Origin of the sequence: Rufibacter latericius, from assembly GCF_003721515.1 — a bacterium.
Lineage (GTDB): Bacteria > Bacteroidota > Bacteroidia > Cytophagales > Hymenobacteraceae > Nibribacter > Nibribacter latericius.
Genome location: NZ_RJJD01000021.1, coordinates 354497 through 369690 on the forward strand (window position 1 = coordinate 354497; position 15194 = coordinate 369690).

Consider the following 15194-nt stretch of genomic DNA (forward strand, 5'->3'; position numbering starts at 1 on the left):
TTTAGGGGCTATTTTCGGAAAAACACCCTCAAAATAATTCGGACAGGAAAGAATCTTGGAAGGCAGAAATCAGATGATTTAGTTTTAGGCTTATTTTCATAAAGAACCTTCAAAACTGTATTGTGAAGGAAATGTGTGAAGATAAAAGCAAGAGACTGAGGCAGGCCAAAACTTTAGATTAACCTTCTACCAGTTCTCCCATTTCTGCTACTTCTTCCTGGATAGCTTTTTTCAGCCGAGTCACCTCATCTATCAGATGCTGGATTGGGATTTGTTGACCAGCATCGGGCTCTGACTTCACCAGGAATATCTCCATGTTTCTAAGTTGGGAAGAAAGGTGGTTGGCACCTAATTGACCTGTACGCCCGGCTAAACGGTGCACCACCTCCCGCGCCGAAGCACTGTTTTTAAGAGAGATAGCTTGAGAAAGCTCCCTTAAGTCCTGGCCGGTCTCTGAGATGAATTGCTCCAACACTGCTTTTAAGGCATCTTCGTCGTGGCCCAACATGGCGCGAAGTGGTCCTAAATCCAGTTCTACTTCTTGTGGCTCCTCAACAGATTCAGATTGTGTGCTTCTATCGCCGTGCACCAGTGCCATCAGTTCCTGTTCCCGGAAGGGTTTCATCAGGAGTCCGTCAAATCCCTGGGCAAGGATTGCTTCATGCTCCTCAGGCAGGGCCTCAGCGGTAAGGGCGTAAATCTTCAGGCCTGGCTTTGTCTTTTTCCGCAAGGCCCGGCACAATTCCAACCCGTTGATGACTGGCATCCTGATGTCCAACAGCACCAAGGTAATCTCATCGTCAAGGTCGGTTTGCAGTACTGAAGTGGCGTCAAGGGTACAGGTATGGTCAATGCTGTTTTTCCGGAAGATGGCTCCGCACAGGTGCAGGATAAAGGCATCGTCATCTACTACCAATACTTTCCCCGGGTCAAAGTGGGTCTCGGGTTTTCCTGCTGGGAGGTTGGCAAGCAAGGATATTTCTTGGGAGGCTCTGTCCATGGGCAGACAAACCTGGAAAACGGAACCCTTGTCTACCTCGCTGTGCACGGCTACGGAGCCACCCTGGCCCTCCGCCAAGGCTTTGACGATGCTCAGGCCCAGACCAGTGCCACCATGGGTTCGTCCAACGGAGACATCGGCTTGCTCAAAGGATTCGAAGATGCAGCTTAGTTTATCGGGAGGAATCCCCGACCCGGTGTCTTTTACCTCAAACAAGAAATCGGCGCCGTTTTGGGTGTCTTTTGCTGAAACCGTGACGAAAACACCTCCCGCCTGGGTAAATTTTAAGGCATTACCTATTAGGTTATACAGGATCTGCCGCAGCCGGAAAGCGTCACCTATGTACATTTTGGGTCCGGGAACCTGGTACTCCAATTCTAGGTTCAGCATGTTCTGCTGCGCCGTGATCTGCATAGAGTCCACCACCTCAGTAACCAGTTGCCGCACGTCAAAGGGGCGCTGCTCAAAGGTGAATTTTCCCGAGACGATGCGGCTGTAATCCAACACTTCGTTCACGATGTGCAGCAGATGCTCAGAGGATTGATAGATGGCTTCCAGCACCTTACTCGATGGATATTCCTGCGTTCTCACCTGCTCTGAAAAGCCCAGGATGGTCTGCAGCGGCGTCCGGATCTCGTGGCTCATGTTGGCCAGGAACTGCTGCTTCACTTGGCTTAACTGTTCGGCTTCCTCTTTGGCCAGAATCAAGGCTTTGCGGTATTTGTTGCTGCGAGCTAAATCCAGAAAGATCAGGAATACCAGCACCAAAGATCCTAGGGAAAACAGCACCATAATGCGGTTAATGCGGGAAATGCTGCCATTCACCACGCCTTTGGCGGCTTGGTTGTTCTGGAGCATGGCGGCTACTTCTTCTTTTTCAATGGCGCGCAGAATGCTCAGCAACTGGGAATGCAACTGGCTGTTGGCGGTTATCCAGCTCATCTCGCGGCTTAAGAGAAGGTTGGTACGTTGGTGATGCTCTTTCTCAACACGGCGCATCATCTTCTCCACTTTCCAGATCACACTGTCTTGACGAGCCACCGACAAAGTGTCTACGTGCACCTCCAGCTCCTCTTCTACCTGCTTCAGGGCCGCAGGCAGTTCCTCCCCTTTCCGCCCCCGGAACAGCCGGGTAAAAAACGATCCTTTCGGTTTAGGGGCTGCTCCGGCTACCTGCGAGTCTGAGGGTAAAATGGTAGTGGTGGTGATTTTCTTACTGGCCGTGACCACCGTGCTGTCTATCTGGGGCTTGCTTTTGGTGATAACCCTAGAGATAGCCGAGATCCTCCGGGAAAGCGCTTCATTCCGGGTGAGATCGGCCCGAAGGGTCACGTAGCCGGTATAGAGTTTTTCCCGCTTTTTCAGTTTGGTCTCCAGGGAATCCAGGAACCGTAACTGCTGGGCGTTTCCGGCACAGTACGTCCGAAGTGAATCCAGGGTGAGTTGAAGCTGCTTTCTCTTTTCCCTGAACAGGTGTTTCCCTTTTATGGGGGCACGGTTGGCATGCGCCCGCTGCAGCTGGTCTAACTGTGAAATGCTCTGGAAAAGGGAATTGACAGTGCGCAGTTTTTCGTTTGGCGCGGAGACGGTTTCCACGGTACCCAGAATCTCCTGAAATCCCCGGTGGGTGATGGACCAGGACAGGGCTACTGCCAGTACGCCCAGCAAAACGGCTGCAATGATCTTATTCCGGATGGAAAGGAGCGAGAAGGTTGTTTGGCCTTGGGACATGCCTGAACTACTTTATTCCTACAAACCCAAACGGGCTGATCAGGTTAAAAGTACTTTAGACGGCTTAGAAAACCAGGAGAAGAGGGAAAAAGGCTATTGTTTCACCAACCGCAGGGCTCCCTGCTCTTCCAAAACATGCACCCGGTAACCGGCAGCCCGCAACTCAGCGGCCTTCCTTGTGGTGTACCTTCTAGCATTGGTTTGGTCCAGGAGCACGAACCGAGCAGTGCAAAACGTTTGCAGCCGCTCCACGGGAGACCACACGTTGTGCTGCAGCACCACGGCATCAAGAGCTAAGGGACTTTCCAACGCTTTAGGCATTTTCCTGAGCCACAACAAACGCTTCCCATGCCAGACTACTAGACGATTTCCCTCTGGGGTTTCATAGGAATGAAGCTGCTTTGAGCCTGTTTTAAGGAAATCGGGCCGAAAAGGAGTTTCCTGCCGAACGCCCTTGGCCCACCAATAAGGCTGTACCTGGTAAGAGAATAACTGAGGCTGCGCGAAGAACGAAGAATCCGCTAGAAAAGCCACTTGCCTGCCCTGAAGGACACTCACCACACTACTTCTCCGGGCACTGTGGATGACTAACTCACGCGAGCGGCGCTGCCGATGCGCCTCGGCCAACTCGGTGCCTGAAATGAAGGCCAGGCACAACACTCCTACCCGCAACCATTGTAGTTTTTTCTGTACCAGGAACAGGACAACCGCAAAAATCAGGAGGTACAAGGCTATTATCTGACCCGGCGTGATCACAAATCCTTCCAAAACTGCTTTGGGCCAATGCTCCAGCCAAAGCAGCACTTCATTCAGAACCCAAAGCGCCTTTTCCAACAACCAACTCAGGACGGTGTTTACCATCGGCACCCAGAAGAGCATCATGAACGCCACGCCAATGTACAACCCCAGAGAGGTAAGCGGCACCGCCACCAGATTGGCCACCCAGAAGTACACCGGAAACTGATGAAAGTAATACAAACTCAATGGGAAAGTGGCCAACTGCGCGGCAATGGAGATAGCCAGCAACTCCCATACCAGGCGGACAGGTTTCCGCTCTGGGTACCAAAGTTTCAGGGAAAGCGGCTGCAACAACACAATGCCCGCCACCGCCAGGAACGACAACTGGAACCCAACATCGAACAGGAAATTAGGCTCGTAGAGCAGCAGGCCCAGCGCTACCACTGCCAGGGTATTCAGGATAGATGATTTTCTGCGGAGCAACAGCCCCAGTTCCACCAGCGAGAACATGCACACCGAGCGCAGCACTGAGGCCGAGAGCCCCGTCACAAAGGCGTAAAACCAGACCACTCCTATTACCAGCAGGAAGATGAACACTTTACTGGTTTTGCCCCGGCGCAGCGGTTTCAGAAAAAACAGCAGCACGCCGTACAGCAAGCCCACGTGCAATCCGCTTACCGCCAGAACGTGCATGGTTCCGGTTCGGGCGTAGGCATTGCGCAGCGAAGCATCCAGATCGTCCTGCACACCCAGCACCAGGGCATGAGCGATGGTAAGTTCGCGTTTGGACCGGATGTGCTGCCCGAAGGCGTTTTCAAGCTGTTTTCTGATTTTCAGGCTCAAAGCCACCACTGAACTGGGTGGGTCAATGCCAAGGACCAGCCAGGTTCCTTCGGGAAGATAAGCCTGCCACTGGATATGTTTTAAAGCCAGGTACCGCCTATAATCAAATTGAAAAGGATTGGCTGGCTTGGAAGGCGGGGTAAGTGAACCCTGTACCAGCAATTGCTGCCCGTAGTGAAAAGAATCCGCGGATTGGGATCGGGGCAAAAAGACGGCAACCTGCCCGTTGGCCGGGTACCATTTACCTCCGGACAGCACTGCCTCTACCCTGCCCACCGAACTAACCGTTTTTGGTTTCAAGGCTACTGCTTTCACCAGGGTGATCCGGTAATGAGTGATTTCTTGGGAGGGAACAAGCAGCGTTTGGGGCCTGTTTTTCACAGATGTGCCCCAAAACGCAAATGCTGCCACGGCCAGCATTCCGGCCAAACCGGCTAACCGCCTGTACCGAACCAGCGGGCGTTTCAGGGCAAACCAACCGAGGCCCAGGAAAAGGACCACGAAAAAAGCCGTGGCTTCTCCGGCAAAGGAAAAATCACGGCCTATGAAATGATACAGGATGATTCCTGCGATAAAGCTGCCCAACAGCCTGAACGATCCGGCGAGCGATGTCTTAGCCATTCTGCTCAATCAGGAAAGGCAGGAAACAGGAGACTGCACGTATAACCGATGTCTTAAAGGAAACTTGTTGAGGGTAGCATGGAAACAGCCTCCACCATGTGGCCCGATCTTGTAAACCGGTGGTAACTTCTGCGCGGATGTCCCTCATAGACTTCTTTGAAAAAGTAAGCGTCCCTAATAAGTCCTGAAAACTTGTTCGGCAAAAAGCCTGATCTGACCTTCATCTTTTACCTTGCCAAGGTGCCTTGCGGCGGAACTTCTCAAGGTACAGGTTCCAAAAAAGAAAGACGGCAAAGGCACTTTCCCCTGAAGGAGAAGGCACCTTTGCCGTCTTTAATGATTAGTCGTCGTAGCGGCGGAAATTCTGCCGACGGCGGGGGGCATCCTGGCGGACCTCCTGACCATCGGAATCAACTTTCTCGCGTTCTTCCCGCTCTTTCTGGCGCTTGTCGTCAAACTTGGTGTAGGCTTCCACAATGCTTTTCACCAGGCGGTGACGTACTACGTCCTCGGCTTGCATCTCTACAAACCCAATGCCTTTGATGTCTTTGAGCACGGTCATGGCCTCAATCAAGCCCGAGCGCTGGTTGCGCGGTAAGTCAATCTGGGTACGGTCACCGTTAATCATCACCTTAGAGGTGGGTCCCATCCGGGTCATGAACATCTTGATCTGCATGGGCGTGGTATTCTGCGCCTCGTCTAACAACACAAAGGCGTTGTTGAGGGTACGACCCCGCATGTAGGCCAAAGGAGCTATTTCTATGATTTTGTTTTCATAGTAATATTTCAATTTCTCCACCGGGATCATCTCTTCCAGAGCATCGTAGATAGGCCGCAGATACGGATCCACTTTGTCCTTCATGTCACCGGGCAAAAACCCGAGGCTCTCCCCTGCTTCCACCACCGGACGCGAGATGATGATTTTCTTCACCTCCTTGTTTTTAAGGGCACGCACCGCCATAGCCACCGAGATAAAAGTTTTACCCGTACCAGCTGGCCCAAGGGCAAACACCAGGTCGTTTTTGGCTACAGCCTCTACCAACTTGTGCTGGCTTGGAGTTTTGGCTTTGATGACGCCACCCTTGCTGCCGTACACAATCACGTCGGGCGAGGTGATGACTACGTCATCCTCAAAGTCATTATCGGCGGCCAGAAACTTATGTACGCTCTTATCAGTGATTTTCCCGTACTGGTGGTAATGCTCAATCAGGGAAGAAAGGATTTCGTGTATTTTGGTGATTTCGGGGGTTTGCCCCTGTATCTTGATCTCGTTGCCGCGAGAGATAATCTTACTGCTAGGGAAAGCGGCGGCCAACTGTTTTATATTCTGGTTCTCCAGACCTAGGAAATCTATTAACGAGATATTCTCCAGGGTTATTGTTTTTTCTACCAAAGGATGATTCCGTTTATTATGTGGTTTTTAAACCAATCTACTGAAAATATAGTAGATTTGTTATAAGACAATTCTAGAAATATTAAAGTTCTTTTGACCAACCATTCCCATGGGAATTCTCACGTTACTGTCAGATTTTGGCACCACCGATCACTATGTGGCGGCCGTAAAAGCTAAAATACTGACTATCAACCCTGCGCAAGTCATTGTAGACATTTCACACCAGGTAGAACCTTTCAATATTGCCCACGGCTACCACGTGATTCACTCTGTTTTCCAGGATTTTCCTACCGGAACGGTGCACCTCATTGCCGTGGATTCGCACGGAACCCGTAGTGGCCGCTACCAGGTGGCCCGCCACAAAGGACATTATTTTGTTTGCGCCGATAACGGCCTACTGTCCCTGCTCACCGACGCCGATCCCGAGCAATTGATTGACCTGCCGCTGCAGCAAGATTCGCCTTCGCCTGCCCGTGACATCATGGTTCCGGCCGCGGTGGCTTTAGCCCAAGGTTCTTCCATGGCCGAAGTTGGGGATTTAGCCGAGGACATGGTGCAGCTCATTAACCGGCAGCTTCGCCTAAACGACCATTCCATTACCGGCCACGTGGTGCACGTAGACCACTATGGCAACCTCATCACTGACATCACGCGTGAAAGCGTGGATGCCATTGGCCACGGCCGCCCATTCACTATCCATTTTAACCGCGAAGTCATTGACCGCCTGAGCACCCGTTTCAACCAGCCCAGCGAGGGAGACAGCGTAGCCTTGTTCAACCGGCAAGGATACCTCACCATTGGCATCAACAAAGGCCACGCCTCAGAGCTCCTGGGCATGTACTTTGATTCTCCGGTGGATATTCGGTTTGCGCCAGATCCGGTTTAATTATGAATTAGGATTTGAGAATGGGGGAACCTACTAAGGCGCTCTCTGCCTTATCTCTTCTTCATAAAATCCTGATAAGTAATTAATAAACGTCTCTAAAAAAATAAATTCCTAATTCGTAGTTAAATAAATGTTGATTCGCGTTGTCAGGATGACGTTTCAGGAAGAAAAGGTCCCGATGTTTCTGGAGATCTTCAAAGCGTCTAGAGACAAAATCAGTGCTTTTCCGGGTTGCCGAAGCGTGGAACTGCTGCAGGACTACCATTTGCCTTATATCTACAGCACCTACAGCCACTGGGACTCTGACGAGGCACTGAATAACTATCGCAAATCTGAGTTGTTCGGGAGTGTTTGGAAACCAACCAAGGCATTGTTTGCTGAACCAGCCCAAGCCTTTTCCTTCAAGCCTACTTCTCTGTAAGCACGCCTAAAACGTATCTTCTCCCCTGCTTTCTGCGTCTTGTAGTAAAATGTATCATCTTTAGACTTTTCCCTCCCGTGAACTACTTCCACTTCTACCAGATACCCGAAAGCTTCCTGCCTGATGAGAAAGCCATTCAAACCAAATACTATGCCTTGAGCCGCGAGTTCCACCCTGATTTCTACACGTTGGAGTCGCAGGCAAAGCAGCACGAGATTCTGGAGAAGTCTACCCTTAACACCAACGCGTACCGCACCCTCTCCAACTTTGACCGCCGCATGCAGTACATCCTGGAGCAGCACGGCTTATTGGAAGAAGGTGGCCAGAACGACTTGCCGCAAGATTTTCTGATGGAGATGATGGAGTTGAACGAGCAGTTGATGGACCTGGAGATGTACTATGATTCGGTGCAGTTCAAAATCGTCTCTGACCAAACCAACGAGATTGAGGGCTTCCTGAAGGCTGCTATCTGGCCGATACTTGAAAACTATGAAAATTTACCCCCTGATGCTCAGGCAGAAGCCTTAAAGCAGGTAAAAAATTACTACCTAAAGCAGCGCTACCTCTTGCGTATAAAGGAATCATTGAATAAGTTTGCATCCTCTTCTGACAGATAAAGCGTTTCACGCCTCGTTTTTCAGAATCTACCGAAAAGGAGCAAATGCCCAGGTGGCGGAATCGGTAGACGCGTTGGTCTCAAACACCAATATCTTCACGGATGTGCCGGTTCGACTCCGGCCCTGGGTACCAGAGAGGACAGTTCAGAAATTCTGACGCTGTCCTCTTTTTTTATACCCCTATATAAGTCTGAAATAGTGCGACTTAGGCAAAAGACGCTATTCATATGATCGGTTCGATTTTCACCAGTTTGCTTGTGGTAGACTATTCCGCGCGGAAACAGTAATTTCAGCAGCCCTTTTTTAGTATTTGTGTCACCTATTTGCCATAAATTCTTTGTTTTTGAGGCAATTTCGAGGAATTCGTCTATGTACATACACTGGTTCGATGTATTCGCACCTAGGCGATTGATGTCCTTTAAAATTTTGCCCATTTCTATACTCAACTTTTCTTTATGCTTTCGGTAGGTTTCGATATCAACCTCGTCGTCAAGGAACTTGTTCTCTATTCTTTCAATCTTTTCTTCTAAATAAAGTTTTTGGGCGAGCATCTTCTGCCTATCCCTTTCACGTGACACTTCTATATCATTGATGATCTTTCTGAATTGCTCGTTAACATATGATCTTTCTGAAGCACTTAAGGTATATGTATAAAGCATTTTCTCCATTACCTCATGTATTGTTTTAGCTGAAATGTTAGTTCGGCACTTAGGATTAATACATATATAATAGTGAAGCCCTTTGCTTTTGACCTCATATGCTGTAAATGATGATCCACATATACAGATTAATACACCTTTAGCATAGTATTCATCCTCAACCTTTTCTCGCTGGTAATCCAGAAAGGTCTTTCCTTTCATTTTAAGGTTTACCCTTTGGAATATTTCTTTTGTAGTTATACTCACATATTTCCAGTTTACAGGTTCATAACCAAGCAATTTGCTTACCATTATACCAGCATACAATGGATTCTTGAATATTTCAATCCAACGCCTGAGGTCTAAGGGGTAACCCATTCTATCCAACTGCTTCTTTACCCCCATGGCTGTATTTCCCCTGTCAAATAGATTGAAAGCAAACCGTATCTTATCCCCTACCTGATTAATATGAATCTCACCTGTGTTTTTGTCTTTGTAATAGCCCCGTGGTAATGGAAACGACCACTCCCCACGTAGAAGCTTCTCACGCATACCATGGATAGTTTTTTCTGATCTCAAGTCGTTGTCATATTGTGAGAATATAAACTGAATATTTTGATGCAAAACCCCTGAAGCTGTGGTCGTATCAGTTGGTTGGGAGACTGCCAAAATGCTTATCCCTAGTTCCTTTAATTGCTTTGATATATAAATGGCATTTGCACCACTTCGGCTAAACCTATCAATGGTGTAAACCAAAATAAAACTGATCTTCATCTTACTCTTTTTCACATAAGATATCATCCTATTAAATTCCTTCCGCTCATCGTTTTTGGCACTTTCAAATGTTCCTCCAAAGAACTCTAAAACATTATACCCCCTCTGCTCAGCATATTTGAGACAATATTTCATCTGTGTTTCCAAACTGGCATTTTCTAACTGCTGAGATTTGCTAGAAACCCTTGTATATACTACAGCATTATTTTGGGTGTTCGTGCTAGCAGATCCTGATAGTTTCTCAGCTAAACGCTTCTTCTGCTTATGATTCATTAAAATATTTATAGCAGGTGACACAAATACTAAAAAAGGGCTGCTGAAATTACTGTTTCCGCGCGGAATAGTCTACCACAAGCAAACTGGTGAAAATCGAACCGATCATATGAATAGCGTCTTTTGCCTAAGTCGCACTATTTCAGACTTATATAGGGGTATAAAAAAAGAGGACAGCGTCAGAATTTCTGAACTGTCCTCTCTGGTACCCCTGACACCGTGTCAATCGAACCAGTTTCTGGAGGATCTGGGGCATATCCACCAGTTCCGTGAATATCTCCACATTACTGGTATCATGCCTTTCCCCGATCTGAAGGGCAAGCGGTAGATGACACCGTGCGCATCCGTGACCATTCCGCCTGAGGGCGTCTGCCACACGGGCGGCGCGGCGGCTGGATATATACTGGAAAAGACAAACATAACATGTATATCAGTCTGAACACACAGCTCTGGAACTCTTGTTTCTTGGAGTTTTTCCGCCGCCATATGATCATATCGGACTTCGCCGTGGAGGACTTCCACCTATACCTCAATGCTCTGCTGCCAAGCCTTCCATCAGACTTCAATCTCAGGAATGGCTTCCTCGGCCACGTCTACAGTGACCCAGACCTTTCCGAGCTGGAGGCCACCACGATCGACAACGGCTTCGACTGCGCGGTAGACCAGTACCACCGATGGCTCGGCACGCCCGAGGGTGTGGCCACCGTACGTAAGGCTCGGATCGGGCGGTGGCTGGAAACGCCCTGAAAAAATAGTTGCTTGTATTTTAAAACAAATGCCCATCCACTTTCTATAAGACCCGAACCAAGTTTTTAACCATTATAGAAAGAGCAGAATGAAAGACAAATACGAACAATTGATGATGCGGCAAGAGGCTGCTCAGGTCGACCAGACACCCAAGGACTGGCGCGCCGAACTGATGAGCATTTCAGAGTACATGCAGGAGATGCTTAAGTTAGAGGGCATCCCCTTCGTCATGGCGGGTAGCGGGATCCGCCTATTCGACGCCACCCGCGGCGATGATGCCTTCTGGTGCCTTGTGACGGCATTGGAGGACACGGTGGGGTGGGTCGGGGCGTATGACGCGCGCAAAGCCTACGACGCGATCGTGGAATAGACAGGAAAAGGGAGCCACTGGCGCAGGACGCTGGTGGCTCCCTTTCTTATGATACAGGTAGTGATGTCATTCGGACGCCACAGTGGCTGCCTGATCGGCCAAGGCTCGCTTTACCTTGATGACGGTGTTCTTGCTCACGCCGTGCAGCTTCATGCACTTGTTCAACGACAGTCCGCCGCGCAGATCCTTGGCCAGCTTGGCGTACTCGCGCAGCAGCTTCTCCTCGGATTTTTTCCAACCGATGGGTCTCCCGATCTGAACGCCGCGCTTCTCACGGGCATTAGCAATACCAGAGCGTATCTTTTGGGATCTGATCCTGTTGTCCTCCTGCGCCAGTTCGGCATAGACCGAAATCATGATGTTGGTGACGAAGCTTTCCTCGCCGTCGACGTTAAGCGACTCGAAGCCTTGGTTCTTGAACACCACGCTTATACCGTGCGCGTGCAGCGTGTCTATGGTGGCGCGAATCATCTTGGCGTTGCGCCCGAGGCGTTCGAGGCTGGTCACGATCACCTTCCTGAAGCCGCCTTTCTTGGCCAGCGCGAACAGCTCTTCTAGGTCTGGCCGCTTGGCACCAGACTTGCCCGAGATGTTGTTGGCGATGGTGTGGGCGATGCGGTAGTGGCTTGCCAGGCAGTACTGCTCTAGCTCGGTGAGCTGGTATTCGAAGTCCTGCTGGCTTGATGACACGCGGCAGAACAGGAGGACTGGTACGGTCGCTGGTTCAATCATTACTAGAACCTAAGGTAAACACTTCAAGGATTAAAATCAACCCCCGTCACACGCTGGAATCGCACCTTCTGGAGAATAGGTTTATAATGAACCTGTTGAGTGATTCTTCGCTAGTTCCAATTCCAACCATCGATCGACTCTTCCTGTTTTATTATCCGCGGCAAAATATCTTCCATCAGGACTTAACCCACAAACACAACGTTCAGTTATTAATTTAAAATACCCGTCTTTTATATGAACTAAGCCAGTATCTTTTAATGATTGAACAAATGTATTGAGGGTATAACCACAACTTAATATCAATTGATTAAGATCTTTGTCATCAACATAAGATATTGCTTCCACTTCACATAAGGCATTGATTACAACGTACTGACATTCGTCCAAAAAAACGGGCTGCCAATCCTTATGCACAAGTTTCTGTTCGAGCTCTTCCTTTGTATAAGGAAGAGCTAGATATTCCCATCCAGCTAACAAATCTGTTTTCTTTGCACGGGCAAGTAGAAAGCCATGTAGCTCCTCTGCGTTTAAGTCATCGCCAAATATTTCGGCAGATATCTTAAACATAAAATGTAACCGAGTCCATATTATTTCTAAGAAGAAAAAAACAGGATTTTCATTTGAAGTAGCGAGAAGTGGCCACCAATTATGTTCCATAACTGGATATGCAAAAGGTATACCATTCGTTTTAACGATAGAACTAGTACCGCATATAATTAGATTTGGAAAGCCTATTGGATCAAACCCTCTTATCTTTTTTTCTGGAGTCGAAATATTTTTTCCTATAAAATCCAGTAGAGATTCGCGCAAAGAATATTCAGATTTAAAACCATTATAACCCCAAACTATTCTAGCAGGATAGAATGCCTCTTTGAGTAAAATGTGATAAATCATTTGTTCTTCAAATGGCAGTCTCTTCAGTTCTGAGCGCGTCGGCAGCTCTGTTTGGCATATCAGCCTGAATGCTGAATGAAGTAGTCTACCATGATATTCTTCACCATCCCTTTCTTCTGTTACTTTAACAACAGACCTCAAGTTGGAGAATGAACTTTCAATATCACTTGAATATAAATTTTTCTTTACTTGTATGACCGCTACTACCCTTGAAGAATCATAAATATATTTATCAGTATAAGGGATTTGTTCCCCCGCACCGATCACAAGCATACAATCTATTTCGTCACTATATTCGTTTTTCGAATTTTTGATCTTCCCAGCGCAAACTTTTAAGCCCAAGTCTTTGAAAATACTTTTATCAAGTATTTCCTTTGTAAGTCCTTCATACATATCGCCAATAATGCCAGGGTGCTTTACCACCTCGTATTTCGTCAAAGCTTCAAGTTCTTTTTCTTTGAAGGCATTCAACAAATCGGCTACCGAATTGATCATATAAAGCAGATTTAATCAGAATATGATTATATAATTTGTTAATTTTTTAATTCTCATACATCCGCTTCATGGTTTGAAACCAGCTAGCTATCTCTTCAAACGCTCCCAGTTCCACAAACATCTCACGCGTCATTTTCGATGAAAGTTTACCGTTGACGATTTGTTTTACCTTGCCCTCCATCTCACTCGTTTTCTCCCTAAACCTAGTTGATTTGTGTAAAGAGAACTGACTCAAATCCATATTATTCCAATCCGTGATCGATGAGCAATCGATCCCAAATTCCTCCTCATATAAACTTCGGGATATGTAGTTTTCCATCTCCCGTTTTTGTGTCAACATTGCCGAGGAACCGTTACCCCGCTGGTTCACTTTTTCGACATGCTCTTTGTATTTTTCATCGCTGTCTCGGTCATATAGGTGGAATTCCACCACATTGGAGCTGCTCAGGTAGTCACGGTCTATCCAGTTCTTTAAAACACCACCACCCATAGGTATAATACTGACCGCCTCTTTGCTCAAATCGATGATCTCCTTGAATTCTGGAATGGCGTGGTTCACATTTAATAAGAAGTTTCGGTCATTCTCGCCTTCAACGCAAACAACCAACCTGCTCAAGTAGGGGTTAATGCCTAACGTTTGCGCGATTCCTTTCAACTTATGGTCACCTAAAATCAACTGGGTGACACCCTCGACCTTATCAATAAATATCAGGTTCTCCTCCTTGCAGAGCTTTGCTACTTCTGGTGAGTGCGTGGTAATTAAAACTTGGTGCTGGCTTTTGCTGGCTATTTCGGTCAGAGCTTCGATGAGGAGTTGCTGATGGTTTGGATGCTGTGCCGTCTCTGGCTCTTCAATAGCGTATATAATTGTTTTGTTCCTTGTATTCTGTCTTTCGGCCTCAGCTCTGAAGTAATTCAACAGGATCATCCGTCTCACGCCGCTACCGCGTTTGTTCATCGGTATATTGTCATCCCCGACAAATGAGAACGAGAACAGGCTATCCCATGGTTTATGGGAGATGTTTGGATGGAGTACCTTCGCCAACTCAGGGTTCATTTCAGCCAGCTTTTGTATGGTTGCCTCCCCGATTTTCTTGGCGTTATCCTCTATCAGTTTTTTAACCTCCTCCAGTTTTTCAACTACCTCGTCAATAGCGGTTTTGGTGATAGCCCTGAGGGGATCCTGCACCTCTTTGTCCGTGTCTTTGTTCGCCCTGTCTGATTGGAAAAGGAAGAACAAGGGAAAATCTAGGCTTATGCTGCTCCATACATCCTTACCGTCTATTTTATCAATGGGGATGCTGATGTCCGTAAATTCTGTGCAACCACAGACCGAATAAATTGCCTGCCGCATTTCTGAGTTGGTTGACTCGCGTACCTCTAAACCTGCTTCCGTGGCACGTTCCTTATATTCTTGGTACTTCTTTTTCAGGTTTGTGTTGGTAAGGCAGATCAAGGGATCTGCGGAAAAGGTTATTGGGTAATGGGAGTGGATGCTCTGTTTTAGGCTTGTTGCGGTAAGTTTTCCTTTTGCGCAATCCCATTTCTTATGGATCTCCAAATACCCTTCGCTGTTAAGCAAGTGCTCATCCTTCAAGGAGGTAGGTATGGTATCGATAGTGTATTTCTTGTCGGGATCGGTCTCGAACACCGCGCCGATCACTATTTCCTTTCCATCTGCCTTTGTACAAAGGTCTTCGATCTCGGGCTTTATCTTCTCGCTGTTGAAAAATATCTCCAAGGCTTCCAGGATAGTGGACTTGCCTATATCGTTTCGTCCAACGATTACATTAAGGCTGTCGTCGAAGTCAACTTTGAAATTTTGGTATCCTCTGAAATTTTGGAGTAGAAGGCTACGTAGGAGCATGAGATTCTCTGTTACAGCAATGGAAGAAAAACTTCTGGGTTTAACCGATCATAAATAAAGGAATCCCACCAGCACCATAAATATAGAGAAATTATATATTTATGGTGCTGGTGGGATATCATATACATCCTTTGAAAATTGGTTTATCACAGAA

At 47.6% G+C, this 15194-nt stretch carries 12 protein-coding genes and 1 tRNA gene; 6 read left to right on the forward strand and 7 right to left on the reverse strand.

Annotated elements, in window-relative coordinates; genetic code table 11:
• Window positions 1-178: 178 nt before the first annotated feature.
• From EFB08_RS21310 to EFB08_RS21320, 3 genes are all read right to left on the reverse strand, one after another.
• A complete protein-coding gene (locus EFB08_RS21310; protein ID WP_123128995.1) occupies window positions 179-2731 on the reverse strand; it encodes an ATP-binding protein in 2553 nt (850 codons plus the stop codon).
• A gap of 93 nt (window positions 2732-2824) precedes the next feature.
• Window positions 2825-4933, reverse strand: a complete 2109-nt coding sequence (locus EFB08_RS21315) for a ComEC/Rec2 family competence protein (protein WP_123128996.1) — start codon at window positions 4931-4933, stop codon at window positions 2825-2827.
• Between the two features lie 340 nt (window positions 4934-5273).
• Complete coding sequence (locus tag EFB08_RS21320; RefSeq protein ID WP_123128997.1) at window positions 5274-6326, reverse strand: PhoH family protein; 1053 nt, start codon at window positions 6324-6326, stop codon at window positions 5274-5276.
• A 109-nt stretch (window positions 6327-6435) separates the two neighbouring features.
• Between EFB08_RS21320 and EFB08_RS21325 the strand changes: the two genes are divergently transcribed.
• The 4 genes from EFB08_RS21325 (at window position 6436) to EFB08_RS21340 (ending at window position 8383) form a co-directional block, all read left to right on the forward strand.
• A complete protein-coding gene (locus EFB08_RS21325; RefSeq protein ID WP_123128998.1) occupies window positions 6436-7212 on the forward strand; it encodes an SAM hydrolase/SAM-dependent halogenase family protein in 777 nt (258 codons plus the stop codon).
• 130 nt (window positions 7213-7342) lie between these two features.
• Window positions 7343-7633, forward strand: a complete 291-nt coding sequence (locus tag EFB08_RS21330) for a putative quinol monooxygenase (RefSeq protein WP_123128999.1) — start codon at window positions 7343-7345, stop codon at window positions 7631-7633.
• Window positions 7634-7710: 77 nt separating this feature from the next.
• Window positions 7711-8250 (forward strand): iron-sulfur cluster co-chaperone HscB C-terminal domain-containing protein, encoded by a 540-nt coding sequence (locus EFB08_RS21335; protein ID WP_123129000.1) that lies wholly within the window; start codon window positions 7711-7713, stop codon window positions 8248-8250.
• 46 nt (window positions 8251-8296) lie between these two features.
• Window positions 8297-8383, forward strand: a tRNA-Leu gene (locus tag EFB08_RS21340).
• Here EFB08_RS21340 and EFB08_RS21345 read toward each other — a convergent pair.
• A complete protein-coding gene (locus EFB08_RS21345; protein WP_125077828.1) occupies window positions 8346-9935 on the reverse strand; it encodes a recombinase family protein in 1590 nt (529 codons plus the stop codon). The genes EFB08_RS21340 and EFB08_RS21345 overlap by 38 nt on opposite strands.
• A 423-nt stretch (window positions 9936-10358) precedes the next feature.
• Between EFB08_RS21345 and EFB08_RS21355 the strand changes: the two genes are divergently transcribed.
• Both EFB08_RS21355 and EFB08_RS21360 read left to right on the forward strand, forming a co-directional pair.
• Window positions 10359-10682, forward strand: a complete 324-nt coding sequence (locus EFB08_RS21355; protein ID WP_123129003.1) for a hypothetical protein — start codon at window positions 10359-10361, stop codon at window positions 10680-10682.
• An 88-nt stretch (window positions 10683-10770) separates the two neighbouring features.
• Window positions 10771-11052: a hypothetical protein gene (locus EFB08_RS21360; protein WP_123129004.1), complete on the forward strand. Its 282-nt coding sequence runs from the start codon at window positions 10771-10773 to the stop codon at window positions 11050-11052.
• 66 nt (window positions 11053-11118) lie between these two features.
• Here the strand turns inward: EFB08_RS21360 and EFB08_RS21365 are convergent, their stop codons facing one another.
• The 3 genes from EFB08_RS21365 to EFB08_RS21375 form a co-directional block, all read right to left on the reverse strand.
• Window positions 11119-11784, reverse strand: coding sequence for a recombinase family protein (locus EFB08_RS21365; protein ID WP_123129005.1), 666 nt, complete (start codon window positions 11782-11784; stop codon window positions 11119-11121).
• 81 nt (window positions 11785-11865) lie between these two features.
• Window positions 11866-13173 (reverse strand): DUF6602 domain-containing protein, encoded by a 1308-nt coding sequence (locus tag EFB08_RS21370; protein ID WP_123129006.1) that lies wholly within the window; start codon window positions 13171-13173, stop codon window positions 11866-11868.
• Between the two features lie 46 nt (window positions 13174-13219).
• Entirely contained in the window at window positions 13220-15040 is a 1821-nt protein-coding gene (locus tag EFB08_RS21375; protein WP_123129007.1) for an ATP-binding protein, read from the reverse strand.
• Window positions 15041-15194: the final 154 nt, after the last annotated feature.